The sequence below is a fragment of the Rhizobium sp. NRK18 genome (assembly GCF_024385575.1).
Taxonomy (GTDB): Bacteria; Pseudomonadota; Alphaproteobacteria; order Rhizobiales; family Rhizobiaceae; genus JANFMV01.
In genome coordinates this window covers 2166308-2185250 of sequence record NZ_JANFMV010000001.1, presented here as the reverse complement: position 1 = coordinate 2185250, position 18943 = coordinate 2166308, and the positions used below count along the sequence as shown (strand labels likewise).

Annotated in this window: 21 protein-coding genes, 1 tRNA gene and 2 riboswitches; of the genes, 8 read left to right on the top strand and 14 right to left on the bottom strand. The window is 62.2% G+C overall.

Features of this window, described 5'->3' with window-relative positions; all coding sequences use genetic code 11:
- Positions 1-131 precede the first annotated feature (131 nt).
- From gcvP to NN662_RS10160, 4 genes are all read right to left on the bottom strand, one after another.
- Positions 132-2996: an aminomethyl-transferring glycine dehydrogenase gene (gene gcvP / locus NN662_RS10175; protein ID WP_261930160.1), complete on the bottom strand. Its 2865-nt coding sequence runs from the start codon at positions 2994-2996 to the stop codon at positions 132-134.
- Positions 2996-3358 carry a glycine cleavage system protein GcvH gene (gene gcvH, locus NN662_RS10170; RefSeq protein ID WP_261930159.1) on the bottom strand — a complete coding sequence of 121 codons (363 nt, stop codon included), beginning with the start codon at positions 3356-3358 and terminating at the stop codon, positions 2996-2998. Before gcvH ends, gcvP begins: the two co-directional genes overlap by 1 nt.
- Positions 3359-3386: 28 nt before the next feature.
- Positions 3387-4526, bottom strand: a complete 1140-nt coding sequence (gene gcvT / locus NN662_RS10165; RefSeq protein ID WP_261930158.1) for a glycine cleavage system aminomethyltransferase GcvT — start codon at positions 4524-4526, stop codon at positions 3387-3389.
- Positions 4527-4593: 67 nt separating this feature from the next.
- Positions 4594-4682, bottom strand: a riboswitch (glycine riboswitch).
- A riboswitch (glycine riboswitch) is annotated at positions 4683-4770 on the bottom strand.
- Between the two features lie 211 nt (positions 4771-4981).
- Complete coding sequence (locus tag NN662_RS10160) at positions 4982-5260, bottom strand: hypothetical protein (protein ID WP_261930157.1); 279 nt, start codon at positions 5258-5260, stop codon at positions 4982-4984.
- Positions 5261-5465: 205 nt separating this feature from the next.
- Here NN662_RS10160 and NN662_RS10155 point away from each other — a divergent pair, with 205 nt between their 5' ends.
- Genes NN662_RS10155 through queC form a run of 7 tightly spaced genes read left to right on the top strand, consistent with a single transcriptional unit; the run spans position 5466 to position 10118 of the window.
- Positions 5466-5999 carry a flavodoxin domain-containing protein gene (locus NN662_RS10155; RefSeq protein WP_261930156.1) on the top strand — a complete coding sequence of 178 codons (534 nt, stop codon included), beginning with the start codon at positions 5466-5468 and terminating at the stop codon, positions 5997-5999.
- A gap of 41 nt (positions 6000-6040) precedes the next feature.
- The gene (crcB, locus tag NN662_RS10150) at positions 6041-6418 is read left to right on the top strand and encodes a fluoride efflux transporter CrcB (protein WP_261930155.1); all 378 of its coding nucleotides are present in this window, start codon (positions 6041-6043) and stop codon (positions 6416-6418) included.
- A gap of 20 nt (positions 6419-6438) precedes the next feature.
- Entirely contained in the window at positions 6439-7428 is a 990-nt protein-coding gene (locus NN662_RS10145) for an RluA family pseudouridine synthase (RefSeq protein ID WP_261930154.1), read from the top strand.
- Positions 7429-7431: 3 nt separating this feature from the next.
- Positions 7432-8100: an HAD-IA family hydrolase gene (locus NN662_RS10140; protein ID WP_261930153.1), complete on the top strand. Its 669-nt coding sequence runs from the start codon at positions 7432-7434 to the stop codon at positions 8098-8100.
- Entirely contained in the window at positions 8093-8881 is a 789-nt protein-coding gene (locus NN662_RS10135) for an ATP12 family chaperone protein (RefSeq protein ID WP_261930152.1), read from the top strand. The genes NN662_RS10140 and NN662_RS10135 overlap by 8 nt, the downstream gene beginning before the upstream one ends.
- Positions 8882-8923: 42 nt before the next feature.
- A complete protein-coding gene (locus tag NN662_RS10130; RefSeq protein WP_261930151.1) occupies positions 8924-9379 on the top strand; it encodes a hypothetical protein in 456 nt (151 codons plus the stop codon).
- 37 nt (positions 9380-9416) lie between these two features.
- Entirely contained in the window at positions 9417-10118 is a 702-nt protein-coding gene (gene queC / locus NN662_RS10125; protein WP_261930150.1) for a 7-cyano-7-deazaguanine synthase QueC, read from the top strand.
- 25 nt (positions 10119-10143) lie between these two features.
- On the opposite strand, the gene NN662_RS10120 is transcribed toward queC, so the two are convergent.
- From NN662_RS10120 to NN662_RS10080, 9 genes are all read right to left on the bottom strand, one after another.
- Entirely contained in the window at positions 10144-11154 is a 1011-nt protein-coding gene (locus tag NN662_RS10120; protein WP_261930149.1) for a hypothetical protein, read from the bottom strand.
- Positions 11155-11227: 73 nt separating this feature from the next.
- Positions 11228-12058, bottom strand: a complete 831-nt coding sequence (fghA, locus tag NN662_RS10115) for an S-formylglutathione hydrolase (protein WP_261930148.1) — start codon at positions 12056-12058, stop codon at positions 11228-11230.
- 22 nt (positions 12059-12080) lie between these two features.
- On the bottom strand, positions 12081-12737 hold the full coding sequence (locus NN662_RS10110) for a DUF1345 domain-containing protein (protein WP_261930147.1): 657 nt from the start codon (positions 12735-12737) through the stop codon (positions 12081-12083).
- Between the two features lie 2 nt (positions 12738-12739).
- Positions 12740-13204: a YaiI/YqxD family protein gene (locus tag NN662_RS10105; protein WP_261930146.1), complete on the bottom strand. Its 465-nt coding sequence runs from the start codon at positions 13202-13204 to the stop codon at positions 12740-12742.
- 18 nt (positions 13205-13222) lie between these two features.
- Positions 13223-13699 (bottom strand): GNAT family N-acetyltransferase, encoded by a 477-nt coding sequence (locus NN662_RS10100; RefSeq protein ID WP_261930145.1) that lies wholly within the window; start codon positions 13697-13699, stop codon positions 13223-13225.
- Entirely contained in the window at positions 13699-14826 is a 1128-nt protein-coding gene (locus tag NN662_RS10095) for an S-(hydroxymethyl)glutathione dehydrogenase/class III alcohol dehydrogenase (RefSeq protein WP_261930144.1), read from the bottom strand. The genes NN662_RS10100 and NN662_RS10095 overlap by 1 nt, the downstream gene beginning before the upstream one ends.
- Positions 14827-14959: 133 nt before the next feature.
- Entirely contained in the window at positions 14960-16222 is a 1263-nt protein-coding gene (locus NN662_RS10090) for an SRPBCC family protein (RefSeq protein ID WP_261930143.1), read from the bottom strand.
- A gap of 90 nt (positions 16223-16312) precedes the next feature.
- Complete coding sequence (locus tag NN662_RS10085; protein WP_261930142.1) at positions 16313-17005, bottom strand: hypothetical protein; 693 nt, start codon at positions 17003-17005, stop codon at positions 16313-16315.
- A 74-nt stretch (positions 17006-17079) separates the two neighbouring features.
- Positions 17080-18027 carry a DMT family transporter gene (locus NN662_RS10080; protein ID WP_261930141.1) on the bottom strand — a complete coding sequence of 316 codons (948 nt, stop codon included), beginning with the start codon at positions 18025-18027 and terminating at the stop codon, positions 17080-17082.
- Between the two features lie 307 nt (positions 18028-18334).
- On the opposite strand from NN662_RS10080, the gene NN662_RS10075 reads away from it, so the two are divergent.
- Positions 18335-18727, top strand: a complete 393-nt coding sequence (locus tag NN662_RS10075) for a helix-turn-helix domain-containing protein (RefSeq protein WP_261930140.1) — start codon at positions 18335-18337, stop codon at positions 18725-18727.
- Positions 18728-18797: 70 nt separating this feature from the next.
- Here the strand turns inward: NN662_RS10075 and NN662_RS10070 are convergent.
- Positions 18798-18882 (bottom strand) — tRNA-Leu (locus NN662_RS10070).
- Positions 18883-18943: the final 61 nt, after the last annotated feature.

The following is an 18943-nucleotide window of genomic DNA, read 5'->3' as shown; positions in this document are numbered from 1 at the left end:
TCGCACGATGGCTTTAGCAAAGGCTGAAGCGGCAACGTCACCAAAGGGTGAACTGTCCCGCCCGGATGTGTCAGGCTGAAACAGAAACGGCCCGCCGGGGGCGGGCCATCTCAAAAATCATGCGTCCGATGCTACTCGGCGGCTTCGGCGTAAGCCTCGACCGGCGGGCAGGTGCAGATCAGGTTGCGGTCGCCATAGACGTTGTCGACACGGTTGACCGGCGGCCAGTACTTGTCGACGCGGAAGGCGCCGGGCGGGAAGCAGGCCTGCTCGCGCGAATACGGCCGGTTCCACTCGCCGACGAGGTCTTCGACCGTGTGCGGCGCGTTCTTGAGCGGATTGTCGGCCTTGTCCATGCGGCCGTCCTCGATGGCGCGAACCTCGTCCCGGATCGCCAGCATGGCGTCGCAGAAGCGGTCGAGTTCCGCCTTGGTCTCGGACTCGGTCGGCTCGATCATCAGCGTGCCGGCAACCGGCCAGCTCATGGTCGGCGCATGAAAGCCGCAGTCGATCAGACGCTTGGCGACATCGTCGACGGTGACGCCGGCGCTATCTGCCAGCGGCCGCGTGTCGATGATGCATTCATGCGCCACCCGTCCATTCTTCGACGTGTAGAGCACGTCGTAAGAGCCTGCGAGACGGGCCGCGATGTAGTTGGCGTTGAGGATGGCGACCTTGGTCGCCTGCGTCAGGCCTTCGCCGCCCATCATCAGGCAATAGCTCCAAGAGATCGGCAGGATGGACGCCGAACCGAAGGGAGCCGCCGAGACCGCGCCGGAGCGGCCGTCGGTCGCCTCGTGGCCCGGCAGATGCTTGGCCAGATGCGCCTTCACGCCGATCGGGCCCATGCCGGGGCCGCCGCCGCCATGCGGGATGCAGAACGTCTTGTGCAGGTTGAGGTGGCTGACGTCCGAACCGATGTCACCGGGCCGTGACAGTCCGACCATGGCGTTCATGTTGGCGCCGTCGAGATAGACCTGGCCGCCATGCTGGTGGGTGATCTCGCAGATCTCCCGCACCGTCTCTTCGAACACGCCATGCGTCGAGGGATAGGTGATCATGCAGCAGGAGAGGTTCGCCGAATGCTGTTCGGCCTTCGCCCGGAAGTCCTCCATGTCGACATCGCCGTTCTCGGTCGCCTTGACCGGGACGACCACCATGCCGGCCATCTGCGCCGAGGCCGGGTTGGTGCCGTGCGCCGATGTCGGGATCAGGCAGATCGTGCGGTGCGCTTCGCCATTGGCGACATGGTAGTCGCGGATGGTCAGCAACCCGGCATATTCGCCCTGCGCGCCGGAATTCGGCTGCATGGAGATCGCGTCATAGCCGGTGATCGCGCAGAGCTTGTCGGAGAGATCATCGATCATCGCCTTGTAGCCCTCGGCCTGATCCGCCGGGACGAAGGGATGCAGGTCGGAGAATTCCGGCCAGGTGATCGGCAGCATCTCCGCGGTCGCGTTCAGCTTCATCGTGCACGAGCCGAGCGGGATCATGGACCGGTCGAGTGCCAAATCGCGGTCGGCGAGGCGGCGCATGTAGCGGGTCATCTCGCTTTCGGCGCGGTTCATGTGGAAGATCGGATGCGTCAGATACTCGCTCTTGCGCAACTGTCCCTTCGGCAGCCGGTATTCCGGCTGGAAGTCGCCGATCTGGAACGTGCCGCCAAAGGCGCGCCAGACGGCTTCGAGCGTCGCCGGCCGCGTCCGTTCGTCGAGGCTGATGCCGATCTTCGTCGTGCCGACCTTGCGCAGGTTGACGCCTTCGGCGACGGCTGCCCGCAGGATCAGCCCCTGCATGTGGCCGACATCGACGGTCACCGTGTCGAAGAAGGTCTCCGGTTCGACCGTGTAGCCGAGCTTTTCAAGCCCCTGCACCAGCCGGACGGTCTTCAGGTGAACGCCTTGCGCGATCGCCTTCAGACCCTTCGGTCCGTGGAAGACGGCATACATGGACGCCATGACGGCGAGCAGCACCTGCGCGGTGCAGATGTTCGACGTCGCCTTTTCGCGGCGGATATGCTGTTCGCGGGTCTGCAGCGACAGGCGGTAGGCGCGGTTGCCGCGCGCATCAATCGAGACGCCGGCAAGGCGGCCAGGCATGGAGCGCTTGTAGGCGTCCTTGACTGCCATGTAGGCGGCGTGCGGCCCGCCATAGCCCATCGGCACGCCGAAGCGCTGGGTGCAGCCGACGGCAATGTCGGCGCCCATTTCGCCCGGCGGCTTCAGGAGCGTCAGCGCCAGGATGTCGGCAGCGACGATGGCGATCGCGTTCTCCGCATGCAGGCTAGAAATCGCATCGCTGAAGTCGGTCAGATGGCCGTATGTGCCGGGATACTGGAAGATCGCCCCGAAGACGTCCGCCGGCACGAGATCCTCTACCGGATCGCCGACGACGACCGTCCAGCCGAGCGGTGCGGCGCGGGTCTGCAGGAGTTCGATGGTCTGCGGATGGCAGTTCTCGTCGGCGAAGAACGTGTTCGACTTCGACTTTGCCACGCGCTTGGCCATGGCCATCGCTTCCGCCGCCGCAGTTGCTTCATCCAGCAGGGAGGCGTTGGCGACGTCGAGCGCGGTGAGGTCCGACACCATGGTCTGGAAGTTGATCAGCGCTTCCAGGCGGCCCTGGCTGATTTCCGGCTGGTAGGGCGTGTAGGCCGTATACCAGGCGGGATTTTCCAGGATGTTGCGCTGGATGACCGGCGGGGTGATGGTGCCGTAATAGCCCTGGCCGATCAGCGAAACCAGAACCTGATTGCGGTTGGCGGTGTCGCGCAGCGTGTCGAGCGCTTCGCGCTCGGTCATCGGCGGCGCCCATTTCAAGGGCTCCTTGAGCCGGATCGCTTCGGGCACGGTGGCGTCGATCAGCGCATCCAGGCTGTCAAAGCCGATCGTCTTCAGCATCGACGCCATTTCATCGGGGGAGGGACCGATGTGGCGGCGGTTGGCGAAGTCGTAGGGCTGGTAGTCCGTGAAGGTGAATTCGGTCGGCGTATCCATTATCCGACGAGCTCCTTGTAAACGGCTTCGTCGAGCAGCGCGTCGGCGTCGGACGGATTGGCAAGCTTCAGCTTGAAGAACCAGCCGTCGCCCTGCGGGGCGGAATTGACGAGCGACGGATCGTCGGCGATCGCCTGATTGACTTCGACGATTTCGCCGTCGAGCGGGCAGTAGACCTCGGAGGCAGCCTTGACCGACTCGACCGTTGCAGCGTCGTCACCCTTCGAGAAGCTGGCGCCGACATCCGGCAGTTCGACGAAGACGAGGTCGCCGAGCTGTTCGGCCGCGTGCTGTGTAATGCCGACCGTCGCAACGTCGCCTTCGATCTTCAGCCACTCGTGTTCTTCGGTAAATTTCAACATGGATCAATCCTTCTGGAAAAAGTTGCGGTCAGCGCTTGTAGGAGGAGGGAGTGAAAGGCATCGCCGTGACGGTGACAGGGAGGTATTTGCCGCGGACTTCGGCGAAGATTTCCGTGCCTTCGGCGGCATGGCTGGTCGGCACGTAGCCCATGGCGACGGGGCCTTCGACGGTCGGCCCGAACGTGCCCGAGGTCACTTCGCCGAGTTCCGTCTGTCCGGTGTCATCGGCATAGAGTTTTGTATGCGCGCGGATCGGCGCGCGGCCTTCGGGCTTCAGGCCCACCCGGCGGCGGGTGGCACCCTCGTCGAACTCGCGCAGGATGCGCTCGGTGCCGGGAAAACCGCCGGCACGCGCGCCGCCATTGCGGCGCACCTTCTGCACCGCCCATTCGAGGGCTGCTTCCACCGGGGTCGTGGTCTGGTCGATGTCGTTGCCGTAGAGGCAGAGGCCGGCCTCAAGCCGCAGCGAATCGCGTGCGCCAAGCCCGATGAACTGGACATCGGGATGTTCCAGCAGCTGGATGACCACCGATTCGGCCTTGTCGGAGGGAACGGAGATTTCGAACCCGTCTTCGCCGGTGTAGCCAGAGCGGGAGATGATGCAGTCGGTGTCGTGAAGGTCGCCGCCTCGCACATCCATGAAGCGCATCGAGACGACGTCCGGACAAAGCTCCGACAGCACCTTCTCGGCAAACGGTCCCTGCAGCGCGATCAGCGAGCGGTCTTCCAGCATCTCGACATCGCAGCTGTCGCCGATCCCTGCCTTCAGATGGGCGAAATCCTGCGCCTTGCAGGCGGCGTTGACGACGAGGAAGAAATGGTCGTCACGGTTGGCTATCATCAGGTCGTCGAGAATGCCGCCGTCATCATTGGTAAAGAGCGCATAGCGTTGACGGCCCGGCTTGAGGCCGAGGACATTGACAGGCACCAGGCTTTCGAGTGCCAGCGCCGCCGTTTCCATGTTGCCGTCCTTCGGCGTCACACGGATCTGGCCCATGTGCGACACATCGAACAGGCCGGCGGCCGTGCGCGTATGCACATGTTCCTTCAGCACGCCGAGCGGGTATTGCACCGGCATGTCGTAGCCGGCGAACGGCACCATGCGCGCACCGGCGGCGCGATGGAGCGAATGCAGGGATGTTGTCGATAGGGTTTCGGTATCCGACACTACAGGGCCTCCAGGTTCTTGCGCGAACGCCGCGCGAGCGGGTTGACGGCATGCGCCGCCTCCAAGTCGCGCCCCCTCTGTCCTTTGGCCTGAGATTGTTATCCCTTCGGCGCGCAACGGCCTTTCCAAGCCGCCACTCTCTCCAGAGTCCTTAGTGGCCCACCGCTGGTCCTTTGGCCTGAGAGTTTCCGGGGCGGTTGCTCCTTCGGCACCGGATCGAACCGGCTTCTCCCAACGGGGTCGCGTTCATTATCGGGGAGACGGTGGGATTGGCAAGGCCTCCATGGCGTTTTCGGACAAATATTTGTCGTAGGGAAATTGCCCCGGTGCAATGGCGCGGCCATCCTGTCGGAAGCGGTCGCAAATGCGGGAGGAGAAGCGCTGTGGTCGGGGCATGAAAAAGGCCGCCATGCGGGGCGCGCGGCGGCCGTCGGAAGTGTTGCGGTCGAGGAGACTTATTCTTCCACTTCTTCGTAAGCTTCTTTTGCCTCCTGCAGGGTCACCTGCGGCTGCACTTCTTCGTGTCCTGCAGTCAGGAAGAACAGGGCAAGCGCCGGCGGCTGGATCACGTTGACGATCGCGCGCAGCTGAAAATCCCCGCTTTCCAGGGCTTCCTTGGCAAATGCATTGACACTTTCCTCGACAAAACTGCTGCGTGGAACCTTGATTGGCGGTTTGTTTGCCTCGCTCACATATGCAGCGGTGTTTGCCGAAACAGTCAGAACCTGGGCCATGTCCATATCCGCTTCGATTACACTTATTAGAAAACATATCAACTATACGTATCGCGTCTGTGAATATAATCTGTTGTATTTAAGTATAATTTTATTTTTACATAAGTTTATGTTTTGTCTTGTTTTTTCAGGCGATTGACGCACGTCAAATGTCCGTCCGGTGACCTGCAATATCCTTGCCTTATTCAGGTGGAGGTAGGCTCTGATGAAGATTGTCATTGGTTATGTGAGCGTCGAAGGTCAGACCCGTCGGATCGCCGGCGAGATAGCCGCACATGCGGAGAATGCCGGCCATGCAGCCGTGATCATGAACATTGCCGAGATGCCGGAATACACGCTGGAGCGTCCGGATCGCATCATCCTGTGCTCGCCGATTCATGCGGGTCGCTATCCCTCGGCATTCGTGGACTTCGTGCATCGGGAGGCCGAGTGGCTGAATGCCGTGCCGAGTGCCTTCGTCTCGGTGACGCTGTCGATCATCAGTGAGGATGCCGGGGAGAGGGCGGCGGCGCGGCATTATCCGCAGCAGTTGCTGGCGGAAACAGGGTGGACGCCAATGGCGATCCACGATGCCGCCGGCGCGCTGCGCTACACCGAATACGACTTCTTCAAGCGCTGGATGATGAAGCGCATTTCGAAGGCGGAGGGCGGCCCGGTCGACACGTCGACGGACCATGAGTTTACGGATTGGGCGAAGCTCCACGAATTTGTCGACACCTTCCTGTCCGCTGCGTCCTAAAAGCGCTTGGAATCCCGGCTTCCGTAGACTAAACGGAGGCGATGACACACATACTTCTGGCTGCCCTTGGCGGCGCATTTGGCTCCGCTCTCCGCTACCTCGTCGGTAACTGGACATTCCGGCTGTTCGGCCCCGGCTATCCGTGGGGGACGATGACGGTGAACGTCATCGGTTCCTTCGTGATCGGCCTGTTTGCCGAACTCGTGGCGCGCAAGCTCAATTCCTCACCGGAACTGCGGGTGTTGCTGATCACCGGCTTCCTTGGCGGCTTCACCACCTTTTCAGCCTTCTCCCTTGATGCATTCACGCTCTACGAGCGCGGTGAGCTGACCTTGGCGGGCGTCTATGTCATCGGCAGCGTGCTGATTTCGCTGTGCGCTGTCTTTGCCGGCCTGATGCTCGGCCGTGCGGTTTTTTGAGGGAACGGTGCGAGACGATCATGGCGGGAATTGAACATATCAAGGTTGACCAGGACGAGACGGGCATGCGCCTCGATCGCTGGTTCAAGATCCACTTTCCGGGCCTCGGCTTCGGGCAGTTGCAGAAGCTGCTGCGCTCCGGCCAGGTGCGCGTCGATGGCGGACGCGTCAAGACCGATACCCGCGTCCAGCCGGGACAGATGGTGCGCATTCCGCCGCTCGACGTCGATGCGAAGGACAAAGGCAAGCCGCTCTCCGGCAAGGATCTGAAGCATTCCGGCGACGGCGAACTGCTGGCCCGCATGCTGCTGCACGAGGACGACAAGGTCTTTGTGCTCAACAAGCCGGCCGGACTGGCGGTTCAGGGCGGATCGGGTGTTACCCGGCATATCGACAAGATGCTCGATGCTTGGACCAACCAGCGCGGAGAAAAGCCGCGGCTCGTCCACCGGCTCGACCGCGACACATCCGGCGTGCTGGTGATCGCCCGCACGCGCGGCGCGGCGCAGAAGCTGACCGCCGCCTTCCGCGAGCGCGACACCAAGAAGACCTACTGGTCGCTGGTCAAGGGCGTGCCGCGCAAGCGCGACGACAAGATTTCGACCTGGCTGGTCAAGGAAGCGACGCCGGACGGCGACCGCATGCGGATCGCAAAGCATGGCGAGGATGGCGCCGACCACGCCGTGTCCTATTACCGCGTTCTCGAGACGGCGGCCCAGAATTTGGCCTGGCTGGAGATGGAGCCCTATACCGGCAGGACGCACCAGTTGCGCGTTCATGCACTCCATATCGGTCACCCGATCATCGGCGACCCGAAGTACTTCATCGACGATCCGAACTGGGATTTCCCGGGCGGCGTCCAGAAGCGCCTGCATCTGCATGCGCGCCATATCGACATTCCCCATCCGAACGGCGGTCGGCTGAAGGTCACCGCACCACTGCCGCCGCACATGGTCCAGACCTGGAACCTGCTCGGCTTCCCCATCGACGGTCCGGAAGACGAGGACTGAGAGATGAAGCTCGTTCTTTTCGATTGCGACGGGACACTGGTCGACAGCGGCGCGCTGATCCATGAGGTGATGGCCCGCACTTTTGAGGCCTTCGGTCGCGAGCGGCTGGAAATTGCCCGGACGCGTTCGATCATCGGCCTGACGCTGGACATCGCCATCGCCCGGCTGATCGGCAACGAGCACGTCGACGAAGAGGCACTGCGAATGACGGCCCATTACAAGTCGATCTTTGCGGATGTGCGCCGCGAGCCGGGTTTTCAGGAGCCGATGTTCGAAGGGATCGCCGACCTGCTCTCCGCCCTTGCGGCGGAGGAGGACCTGCTGCTCGGCGCAGTCACCGGCAAGTCACGGCGTGGCCTCGAGGTCATCATGGACACACATGGCCTTCGGCAGCATTTTGTCGTCTCGCGCACCGCTGACGATTGCCCGTCCAAGCCGCATCCGGCAATGGTGACCGAGTGCTGCGACCAGATGGGCGTGCGCCCGGCGGATACGATTGTCATCGGCGATGCCATCTATGATATGCAGATGGCCAAGGCTGCCGGCGCTTCGGCGATCGGCGTGTCCTGGGGCTACGAGACCGTCGACAAGCTGATCGAGGCCGGAGCAGACCGCATCGCGCTGAAGCCGGCCGATCTTGCCACACATGTATTCGAGACTGCCTATGCGTGATTTCATTTCCGACATTTCGGCTCATCAGAAGGATCCGTCGAAGATCGCCCAGGAAGGTCAGAAGCAGCAATTGCCGAAGCGCTTCTACAAGCAGGCGACCGTCGAGGCCGGCGATGAGGGCGCGTTCCGCGTTGTTCTCGACGGCAGGCCGGTAAAGACACCCGGCCGATCTGACCTTGCCGCACCGACGCCGGCGCTGGCCGAACTGATCGCGGCCGAATGGAATGCGCAAGGCGAGGTCATCGATCCCTTTTCGATGCCGGTCACGCGTCTCGTCAACACCGCGATCGATGGCGTGAGCACCGATCCGCAGGCGGTTCACGAGGATATCCTTCGCTTCTCGTCCAGCGACCTTCTCTGCTATCGTGCCGGCGAGCCGCACGAACTCGTGGAACGGCAGGCCGAACGCTGGGATCCGGTTATCGACTGGGCCGCCAATCAGCTGGGCGCCCGCTTCATCCTGATCGAGGGCATCATGCATCAGGAGCAGCCGCGCGAGGCGATTTCAGCCTTTGCCGTGACGCTGCGCAAATACGACACGCCGCTGGCTCTGGCCGCGCTGCATTCCATGACGACGCTGACGGGATCGGCGATCCTGGCGCTGGCGCATGCGGAAGGCGTGTGGACTCTGGACGAGGTCTGGGCTTTGGCTCATCTTGACGAGGACTGGACCATTGAGCACTGGGGCGAGGACGCGGAGGCAAAGGCCCGCCGCGACAAGCGTTTCGAGGAGATGCGCGCCGCATCGCAGACATTGTCTGCGTTGATGACGAGCGAATAGGTTTTGGGCGACAGGTTGGACAGGGGCTGGCTGATGATCGGGATGACGAAGATTTTGCGAATGATCGGCGGGGTAGCGGTGATCTGTGCGGCGCTTGCGGCCTGCACGCTTCTGCCCGACCAGAACAATCTGCGCTCCCGCAACTACAATGTCCGCCAGGTCGCGGTTCTCGGCGCCGCCAATGTGCCCGTGGTCGTCGTCGATCGGGTCAACAAGCAGTTGCAGCAGGCGATCGCCGTGACCCGCTACGACGATGTGCGTCCCCGTGTGGTGATTACGGTCAACATCCTCAAGGTCCAGAAGGACATGGGCATCCACAAGACGGACAATATCGCGTCGGTCCTGGTCAAGGCGACCTATGTCGACAACGGCGCGGAGGCGGGCGAGGGCGGCTTCGAAGTGTCGACGCAGGCACTTAATTCCGACGTTGCCGACCAGGCACTGGCCGAAAAGATTGCCGGCCGCGTCCGCTATCTCTTCGGTCTCGCGCACCCCTGACAGGGGCCTTCCAATCGCATCAATGTCTGGATCTTGAATGCAGGGAAAAGCACTCGTTCTGTTTTCGGGCGGTCAGGATTCGGCCACTTGCCTTGCCTGGGCGCTTGAAAATTTCGACACGGTCGAAACCGTCGGCTTCGATTACCGTCAGTCGCATTCCGTCGAGCTGGACGTGCGCAAGACCTTTCTCGCCGAATTGCGCGACGCCTTTCCGCACTGGTCGGAGAGGCTCGGCGAGGACCATATGATCGACATGGGGCTGCTCGGCGCAATCTCGGAGACGGCGCTGACCCGCGACATGGAAATCGAGATGACCGAGGCCGGCTTGCCGAACACTTTCGTGCCCGGCCGCAATCTCCTGTTCTTCACCGCCGCCGCAGCGCTTGGCTATCGCCGCAAGGCCCGCCATCTCGTCGGCGGCATGTGCGAAACAGACTATTCCGGTTATCCGGATTGCCGCGACGACACGCTGAAGAGCCTGCAGGTCACCCTGACGCTCGGCCTCGACAGCCGCTTCGTCGTCCACACGCCCTTGATGTGGATCGACAAGGCCGAGACCTGGAAGATGACTGCGGATCTCGGTGGCGAGACGCTGGTCGACCTCATCCGCCGCGAAACGCATACCTGCTACAAGGGCGACCGCACCACGCTGCACGCCTGGGGCTACGGCTGCGGCGTCTGCCCCGCCTGCGACCTCCGCCGCACCGGCTGGGAACGCTACAAGGCGATTGCGTGTTGAACGGCCACGTCATGGGGGCGGTCGGCTAAGACAGCCATTTGCCGACCTGCCCGGCGAGCTTTTCATTCATGAGATAGCCGTACATGTCATGCGGATTGGACACGAGGCGGCCGGAATGAAAGTCCGTGTATGTCCAGCAATTGTATATCTTTCCGTCCGAGATGGCGCGCAGATCGTTATCTTTCACCAGCCTTCGGTAGATCGGTGAAATCTTTTCCACATGTGCGACGAAATCGTCCTCTGCGAAGATATTCAACCAGTCGACGATCTGCCGCCGCGGATATTTTTCCTTCAGATCAGTGTAGCGGCCGTCCAGCAGCTTTTGTTGCACACCTGTTTCCCCCAGCGGACAGCCAAATGTGAGCCAAAGGGAAACCGCTGACTTCCGTTCTTTCAACAGAGGCACGTATTCGCTCATGTGCGCGTATTTCCAAAGGACATCATAGGCGACGATACAGCCCATGCTGTGCGTCAGCAGGCATATTTCATCGCCCGCAAGCATGGCAGGCATGAGAATGGCGTTCAAACGGCTTCGAATTTCAGAGCCGACATCGTGGGAAACCAGATAGGCGTAAAGGTCGGCAGTCGCGCTGCTGATCATGGCGGCGTTCAGCAGCCCAGCCGTAAAGAGAGCGCCGAGCAGACTTGCCACATCAGCGGCCTCGTCAAGAAGCCGGTTGTCGTCGGCTTCCTCAAGAACCCCGTCGTAAGTTGCCTTGTCGAAGCGGGGACGGGCAACGGTGCGGTCGAACCCCTCTTTCAGGAAGGCGGCGTCTAAACAGGGGCTGTTGCCGTGTTCGGGGTCTTTGGCCGTCAATTTCTCGGCCGTCTTCTTGCTCTTTCCGGCCAATATGGCGTTGTTGATGTCGCCATAATAGGCCGTTGAAAATCTGATGTCGCCGTTCTTCAAGGCGTCGGCTTTGGCTTGATGGCCGGCCCGACGCAATCCAGCTTCCATCGCCTGTTTGGACATCTCTTCCAGCGCCTTTTGCGCCGGCTTTATGCTGCGTCCATGCATGAGGATAAGGTGTTTCATCGAAAATCCCCCAGCTTTCAAAAGCAAAGGAGAATATATCGAGAACTTACCGAATGTGCAATTAAAGGTTTATTTAGATCCTTGAATAATGCCACCTGAGGTGGTCTTCCATGAAGGTCGAGATGAAGTAGTAGGAATGATCGTAGCCGTCGCGCATGTTGAGCGTCAGCTTGATGTCCGTGCCCTTGATCACCTCCTCGAACAGCCAGGGCTTCAGCCCGTTGTCGAGAAAGCCGTCGGCCTTGCCCTGGTCGATCAGGAATTCGGGGAACCGCGCGCCGTCTTCGACCAGTGCGCAGGCGTCGTACGGGCGCCATGCGGTGCGGTCGGAGCCGAGATATTTCTCGAGGCCCGGTTCCGACCAGAAAGACGTCATCGGATTGACGATCGGCGCGAAGGCCGAACAAGACTTGTAGCGGTCGGGGATCTTCAACGCGATCGTCATCGCGCCGTGGCCGCCCATCGAGTGTCCGAATATGCCCTGGCGGTCCATGTCGGCCGGAAAGTGAGCGGCGATCAGGGCCGGCAGTTCCTCGGTTATGTAGCTGTACATGCGGTAGTGCTTCGCCCACGGCTCTTCGGTCGCATCGAGATAGAAGCCCGCGCCCTTGCCCATCTGCCAGTTGTCCGCCTCGTCGGCCACATCATCACCGCGCGGACTGGTGTCGGGGCAGACGATGATCAGCCCGAGCTCGGCGGCAAGCCTGCGATATTCGCCTTTTTCCATGACATTGGCATGGGTGCAGGTGAGACCGGAGAGATACCAGAGCACCGGCCGCGGGCCGTCCTTGGCCTGCGGCGGCACGAAGACGGCGAAGGTCATGTCGCAGCCACAGACTTGCGAGGCGTGGGAATAGACGCCCTGCGTGCCGCCGAAGGACAGGTTTTCCGAAATGGTCTTCATGAGGTAACTCCGCAGATTTTGTTCAGGCGATCGACACCGCAACATTGACGGCGGCGGCGATGAGAATGGTGTTGAAGAAGAACGAGATGACGGCGTGAATGAGGTTCATGCCGCGCATGCGTGACGTGGTGATGCCGACATCCGAAGTCTGTGCCGTCATTCCGATGACAAAGGAGAAATAGAGAAAGTCGAGGCCGTTAGGCTCGTCGTTGCCGGGGAAATCCAGCCCGCCGGCCGTGCCGCGGCTCCCGTCCTTGGCGGCCGGTCCGGGCTGCCAGTAGCGGTGGGCATAGTGCATGGCGGTCATGGTGTGGATGGTCATCCAGCCGAGAATGACGGAGGCGAGCGCGAGCACGAGCGTGCCGGCGGATCCCTTTTCGATCGTCAGCGTGAACAGGGATACGACGCAGACGGCCACCGCCACCAGGGCGACAACGACGATGAGCCATGTCGGCTCATCGGAATTGGCCGCGTGCTTTTTCAGCTGCGCCGCGGTCAATTGGGGGATCTTCACCGCCATGCTCGCGAGGTAGGCGACGAAGAAGGCGATCGTGATTAGCTGAACGGCGATGGCGGGCGTGACGAGGATGGACGGAATGGCGGCGATTGCTGCGGCGCCGACGCCGATGAGGAACGGTCCATGGCGCGTGTGAACGAAACTCGTGAGTGCGTTCGCCATGGTCAGGCTCGGTCCTCGTTTGACCCGGTGCTGATGGCTCGACGGCAGAGCTGGTCGAGCACCTGCAGGAAATTGGAGCGGTCGCGTTGGGAAAAGGCGGCGTTATAGCCCTTGCTTTCACCGGTTTCGCGCAGGTGCTGGGACAGGTCGCGCATGGCGCTCGCCATGCCGATATTGGTGCTGTCGAAGATGCGGCCGGTCGGCCCGGTCACCATCGCGCCGGCCTCGACACACCTGACCGCGAGCGGCACGTCGGCCGTGATCACGATATCGCCGGCACCGGCGCGTTCGGCAATCCAGTTGTCGGCTGCATCGAAGGCGGCCGAGACGATGACGATCTTGACCATCGGATCACGCGAGGGCCGTAAGCCGGAATTGGCGACCAGTGTCACCGGCAGGTGATGCCGCTCGGCCACCTTGAGGATTTCCGGTTTGACGGGACAGGCGTCGGCGTCGACATAGATCATTGCGAAGCGGCCATTCTGTCAGGCGACCGCTGCGGCGGCAGGCCGCAGCATGTCGATATGCGGGATGTCGTCTTCCAGATATTCTTCCGAGACCGCCTGAAAGCCGAGCGACGCGTAGAAGCCGGCGAGATGGGCCTGGGCAGAAAGGGCGATGCCGCTGCCGCGAGCCTCTGTCTCGCAGACCTTCATTGCTTCGTGCATCACCGCCTCGCCGAGGCGCCGGCCGCGATGGTTAGGCGAGACGACGACGCGCCCGATGCGGGCCGGCGTCTCTGTTTCGGAGGGGATGAAAAGGCGGGCGGCGGCCAGCAGTTGCGCGCCATCGAGCAACCGCAAGTGCAAGGCATCGACATCCTTGCCATCCAGCTCGGGGTAGGGGCAGGCCTGCTCGACGACGAAGACGTCGACGCGCAGTTTCAGAAGGTCGTAGAGATCACGTGCGGAAAATGCCTCCATCCTCCGCACGTCGACCTGATAGCTGCCCCCGGCAGGCATCAGTAGAGCACGACCGAACGGATGCTCTCGCCCGAATGCATCAGCTCAAAGCCCTTGTTGATGTCTTCGAGCGGCATGGTGTGGGTGATCATCGGATCGATCTGGATCTTGCCTTCCATGTACCAGTCGACGATCTTCGGCACGTCGGTGCGGCCACGCGCGCCGCCGAAGGCGGTGCCCATCCAGCTGCGACCAGTGACGAGCTGGAACGGACGGGTCGAGATTTCCTGGCCGGCGCCGGCAACGCCGATGACGACCGACTTGCCCCAGCCGCGATGCGAGCATTCGAGCGCCTGGCGCATGACCTTGGTATTGCCGGTGCAGTCGAATGTGTAGTCGGCGCCACCGATCTGGTCGGCCCCGCGCTTCGTCATGTTGACGATGTAGGGCACGATGTCCTCGCCGATCTCGGACGGGTTGACGAAGTGGGTCATGCCGAACTTCTCGCCCCATTCCTTCTTGCCGTTGTTGAGGTCGACGCCGATGATCATGTCGGCGCCAGCAAGCTTCAAGCCCTGGATGACGTTGAGGCCAATCCCGCCGAGACCGAAGACGACGGCGGTCGCGCCGATCTCAACCTTGGCGGTGTTGATGACGGCGCCGATGCCGGTCGTGACACCGCAGCCGATGTAGCAGATCTTGTCGAAGGGAGCGTCGGGGTTGACCTTGGCGACGGCGATTTCCGGCAGGACCGTGAAATTGGCAAACGTCGAGCAGCCCATGTAGTGATGGATCTTGTCCTTGCCGATGGAGAAGCGCGACGTGCCGTCCGGCATCAGGCCCTGGCCCTGGGTGGAGCGGATGGCGGTGCAGAGGTTCGTCTTGCGCGACAGGCAGGAGGGGCAGGAGCGGCATTCCGGCGTGTAGAGCGGGATGACGTGATCGCCCTTCTTCACAGAGGTCACACCCGGACCGACGTCGACGACGATGCCCGCGCCTTCGTGGCCGAGGATTGCAGGGAAAAGACCTTCCGGATCGGCGCCCGAAAGCGTGAAGTCGTCCGTATGGCAGATGCCGGTCGCCTTGACCTCGATCAGGACTTCGCCGGCCTTCGGGCCTTCGAGCTGTACGGTCATGACTTCGAGAGGCTTGCCGGCCTGCGTGGCGACGGCGGCGCGAACGTCCATGGATGTATCTCCCTTTTTGGATGCGTTGATTGGCGCGGACTTTGCCACGGGGAGCGCGCCAATCTCAAGGGCAAAGACGACGTGCGAGGGCCTTTTCGCGCCGCAGCCGTTTGAAGGCGGAGGGGGTGACCGTTCAGCCGAAAAGACGGTCGCAGGCATAGATCACGGCGAAGCCGTGAATGAAGAGGGCCGCATAGAGCCCGAAGCCCGCCATCAGCCGCTCCGCCGGCCGCATCTCCTCGAGGGCGAAGCGCGGCTTGACGTTCGAAGCACCGAGCAGGCTCACAAGCGTGAAGACCGCCATCCCGGCCAAGAGCGCGTTCTGCGGAAGATCGATGCGATAGCCGACCCATAGGATGACGCAGGCGATCCCGAAGCTGGCGGTCACGAGCATGCGCTTCGAATCGAACAGCTGGCGGATGATCTGGCCGCCGTCGAAGCGCGACATCGGCAAGAGGTTCAAGAGGTTGAAGGCGCCGAGGATGAGCAGGAACATCAGCGCCGGATGGTCGAAGGCCTGCGACAGCCATGCGGCCTCCACCGCCTGATGAAACAAGACGGCGACCGGAAACAGGAGGGCGGACATGCCGGCGCCAAGGAGTGCGCAGGTCGCGACCTCGAACCGCGTGTCGTAAGGCCTGCCGCCGATGGCGACGCCGCCAAGGAGCGGGATGAAGATCATCCGGGCCGAGGTGTGGCCGAATGCACGATAGGCGGCCATGTGCCCGAGTTCGTGGATGACGATCACCACCGTCAGCATGGTCGAGAGCATCAGCCCCGCCGGATGGAGGCCGAAGAAGGGCCAGAGGATCAGCGTCGAGAGGATTGCCATGCCCGTCTGCGTCAGCGGATGCTCGAAAACTCCTGCCGTCGAACTGCGGCCCGATTTCAGCCATTGTCCCAACGCCCGGACTTCACGGCGCATCGCGAAATAGCGGAAGATCATAAAGGCCAGGCCGCGATAGCGGTCCGTGTGTTCGATCGTCACCTCGCAGCCGCCTTCCGACGGTGTCACGGCCGTCCGTTCGACATAGGCCTGCCAGAAGGACGGATCGAGGGCGCTGTCCTCGACGATGCGGGCTTCGTAGGCCAAGGCCGCGCCGGGCAGTTTTTCGACGGCAAGGCGGCGGACGATTGGGCGACCCTTGCTGTCGAGGTGCGACAGGCTGCGTTCCACGAGACCCGGTTCGCCAGGCAAAGGTTGGCTGGAGATGACGGAAGGATGCCAGTCGGCCGCCTTGCCGAGCGGGTACAATGCCTCCCAGATGCGATTGGGTTCGCTGTCGAAGTGACGCCGGACCCGGATCGTCCGCAGCCCTATGGGCGCGGCCATCAGCAGCCAGAGAATGCCGAGATTGAGGACCAGGAGGGAAACCGCAGCTATCGCGTAGTTCATGAACGACCTCTTCCCATCGTTTTCCAGCCCGGATCAACCTGCCATGGGCGGCTTAAGAAAGCCGCGCCATCATTGGCGCAATTTTAGCCGTCATGCGCCTTCCCGCCTCCTTGCGGCAAGATGCAGGGCAGGCGCGCGCATCGGGACAGTGCCACGGCGCAGGCTGACCGCCTTCAGCAACGGCTCCCACCCATCGACGTTCTGGCGGCCCGCCACGACGTCGGCGATGCGCAACAGCGCGCCGATCTGCTCGCTTGCGAGGCGGAGGTGTTCTCCCGCGAAATCATTGCGCAACACCTTGATGATGAAATCCATGTCCGCGCTGTCGATGCCTTTTTCCTCCGGCCTCGGCGCTGACCGAAGCGGGCCCGTATTGTCCCGCAGCGCATGGTGGAGCTGGTCGAGAGCCAGCCGCGACAGGCTTGGCGGAACCTCGGCCGACAGCTCCATGATGTGCAGCAGGGCATCGAGTTCGAGCCGTGAATTGATGACACCGTCCGTCGCGAGCGTCGCTTCGATCCAGTCGGCGTTGACCTCATCAAGCGACCCTTGCGGGTAGCAGTAGTGGAGGACGAACTGGGCGAGAGATTCGACGAAATAGCGTTCCCATTCGGGACACTTGACGGGACAGCAGCCGTTCAGCACCAGAAGCGTCGTCGCGTCCTGATGGCACAGCACGCCGTTAGGAAAGATATATTTGCGCAGCACGGCCACGTCAGCAGCCGTCAGCTCGTCTTTTCCGGCAATTGCACTGGCCGGAAAAGCGAGGCGAAATCCATTCATGGTTTTCTCCGGTTTCATCATGAAACTGCAGAAAGCCTAAAGGCCATTCGTTGAGATAGTGGAAAATGCGATGGTTAATGAAGGCTTGCCGAGGCTTTTGCGGCCTTGCTTGCGCGCACCTGTTCACGCCAGATGATGAACAGGCCGGATCCGACGATGATGCCGATCCCCAGCCACTTGCTGCCGCTGGGAAATTCGCCGAACAGGAAATAGCCGAGCAGGCTGGCGGCGATGATCTCGAAATACTGCAGCGGCGCGAGCAGGGACATCGGCGCCAGCCGGAAAGCGCGTACCACGAGGATGTGACCGTAACCGGAGATCGCGCCGAGCAGGAGCAGTAGCAGCAGGCCGGACAGTGACTTCGGCAGCGATGGCGCGAAATCCGGCAGGCCGGCGCCGCCCGCGGTCCCCAGCGCCACGGCCATGATCGCCATGCCGCCGATCGCGGCCATGGTCTGCATCGTCACCGGTGCATCCTTCACCCCGGCGGCGCGGTTGAGGAACATGTAGAAGGCGAAAAGCGCGGCACAGGCAAGCGGCAGTAGCGAGATCAGGCCAAACTTCTCGAAGCTCGGCTGGATGACGATGAGGGCGCCGATGAACCCGATGCCGATCGCCGTCCAGCGACGCCATCCGACCTGCTCCTTGAGGAACACGGCAGAGAGGCCGGTCAGGATGAAGGGTTCGACGAAGTAAATTGCGAACACGTCCGCGAACGGCATGTATTTGACGGCGGTGAAGAAGCAAAGCGTGGCGCCGCCATGCAGGACGCCGCGAAAGATGTTGAGCCAGGGCCGCTCGGACCGCAGCGTTAGCCGCGTGCCGGGAATGAGGAAGAAGGGAATGATGGCCACAAGCTGGAACAGGAAGCGGTAGAATGTGACCTGCGCCGGCGCCATGCCTTCGCTGACTGCCATATGTCTGGCGATTGCATCCATGATCGGCAGGATGAACATGGCGGAGCCCATCAGAATGACGCCCTGCAGCGGGCTTTCCGTGGACGAGGAGGCGGCGTGTGACATGAGAGATTCGACCGGATGATGGGGCCGGCAATCTCAATCATCAAGCGGCGCGCGAATCAATAGCGCAACCCGCCTTCCGGTCGCTATCGGCCTGCAGGGGTGGCTCTTTTGCACTCAAGGCCTTATGAAGACCTATCCCGACAACTGAAGGGGGCGGAAAGGTTGCCGACGGGCACCGCCTTCTTGGGACGTAGATTGTTCCGGCCGCGTGGCTCGATGCCGCGCTGATTGCGCCGGAGCGCCTCGTAACCGCGCGTACTTCTGTCCCACTCATGGGACGGCAGGCGCCAGAAAAGGAGAGATCAGAGTGGAAGCAGCGATAGAATCCGGCGTCATGGGCCGGGACAGCGACGATACGCTTGGCGGTCGGCTGTTGACGGCACGAGACGCCGCCGGCCTGGAGATCAAGGCGGTTGCCAACCAGCTCGGCGTCAAGCTCGCAACCCTGCAGGCCTGGGAAAGCGACCGTGCGGAACCGCGTCCGTCAAGGCTCGTCAACCTCGCGGGCATTCTCGGCGTGTCGCCGGTCTGGCTGATGACGGGGCAGGGTGCGGGCCCGGAAACGGATGCCGGCGCGTCGATCGGACTGATGCGTGCACAACTGTCGCGCCTTAACGACATGTATGGCGAAATGGGCCGGCTGATCGAAGGCCTGTCCGCCAATATCGCTCGGCTGGAATCGGCCCGGCAGGACGCCTGACGCCATCACGGCCTTCAGGGCGCAAGTCATTTGCAGGCAACAAAAAACCCGGCTGAAAGCCGGGTTTTTTTGGTGCGGTCGAGAAGACTCGAACTTCCACGGGTTGCCCCACAGCGACCTCAACGCTGCGCGTCTACCAATTCCGCCACGACCGCATCGTGGTAGGCCGATTTGCTGTCGGCGCGGTGCATGTAGCAAAAGCATGGGGGGTGCACA

What these genes read in the sequence shown, in the direction of transcription:
- gcvP (WP_261930160.1), bottom strand. Translation starts at nt 2,996, where the DNA reads ATGGATACGCCGACCGAATTCACCTTCACGGACTACCAGCCCTACGAC.
- gcvH (WP_261930159.1), bottom strand. Translation starts at nt 3,358, where the DNA reads ATGTTGAAATTTACCGAAGAACACGAGTGGCTGAAGATCGAAGGCGAC.
- NN662_RS10160 (WP_261930157.1), bottom strand. Translation starts at nt 5,260, where the DNA reads ATGGCCCAGGTTCTGACTGTTTCGGCAAACACCGCTGCATATGTGAGC.
- NN662_RS10155 (WP_261930156.1), top strand. Translation starts at nt 5,466, where the DNA reads ATGAAGATTGTCATTGGTTATGTGAGCGTCGAAGGTCAGACCCGTCGG.
- crcB (WP_261930155.1), top strand. Translation starts at nt 6,041, where the DNA reads ATGACACACATACTTCTGGCTGCCCTTGGCGGCGCATTTGGCTCCGCT.
- NN662_RS10145 (WP_261930154.1), top strand. Translation starts at nt 6,439, where the DNA reads ATGGCGGGAATTGAACATATCAAGGTTGACCAGGACGAGACGGGCATG.
- NN662_RS10140 (WP_261930153.1), top strand. Translation starts at nt 7,432, where the DNA reads ATGAAGCTCGTTCTTTTCGATTGCGACGGGACACTGGTCGACAGCGGC.
- NN662_RS10135 (WP_261930152.1), top strand. Translation starts at nt 8,093, where the DNA reads ATGCGTGATTTCATTTCCGACATTTCGGCTCATCAGAAGGATCCGTCG.
- NN662_RS10130 (WP_261930151.1), top strand. Translation starts at nt 8,924, where the DNA reads ATGACGAAGATTTTGCGAATGATCGGCGGGGTAGCGGTGATCTGTGCG.
- queC (WP_261930150.1), top strand. Translation starts at nt 9,417, where the DNA reads ATGCAGGGAAAAGCACTCGTTCTGTTTTCGGGCGGTCAGGATTCGGCC.
- NN662_RS10120 (WP_261930149.1), bottom strand. Translation starts at nt 11,154, where the DNA reads ATGAAACACCTTATCCTCATGCATGGACGCAGCATAAAGCCGGCGCAA.
- fghA (WP_261930148.1), bottom strand. Translation starts at nt 12,058, where the DNA reads ATGAAGACCATTTCGGAAAACCTGTCCTTCGGCGGCACGCAGGGCGTC.
- NN662_RS10110 (WP_261930147.1), bottom strand. Translation starts at nt 12,737, where the DNA reads ATGGCGAACGCACTCACGAGTTTCGTTCACACGCGCCATGGACCGTTC.
- NN662_RS10105 (WP_261930146.1), bottom strand. Translation starts at nt 13,204, where the DNA reads ATGATCTATGTCGACGCCGACGCCTGTCCCGTCAAACCGGAAATCCTC.
- NN662_RS10100 (WP_261930145.1), bottom strand. Translation starts at nt 13,699, where the DNA reads ATGCCTGCCGGGGGCAGCTATCAGGTCGACGTGCGGAGGATGGAGGCA.
- NN662_RS10095 (WP_261930144.1), bottom strand. Translation starts at nt 14,826, where the DNA reads ATGGACGTTCGCGCCGCCGTCGCCACGCAGGCCGGCAAGCCTCTCGAA.
- NN662_RS10090 (WP_261930143.1), bottom strand. Translation starts at nt 16,222, where the DNA reads ATGAACTACGCGATAGCTGCGGTTTCCCTCCTGGTCCTCAATCTCGGC.
- NN662_RS10085 (WP_261930142.1), bottom strand. Translation starts at nt 17,005, where the DNA reads ATGAATGGATTTCGCCTCGCTTTTCCGGCCAGTGCAATTGCCGGAAAA.
- NN662_RS10080 (WP_261930141.1), bottom strand. Translation starts at nt 18,027, where the DNA reads ATGTCACACGCCGCCTCCTCGTCCACGGAAAGCCCGCTGCAGGGCGTC.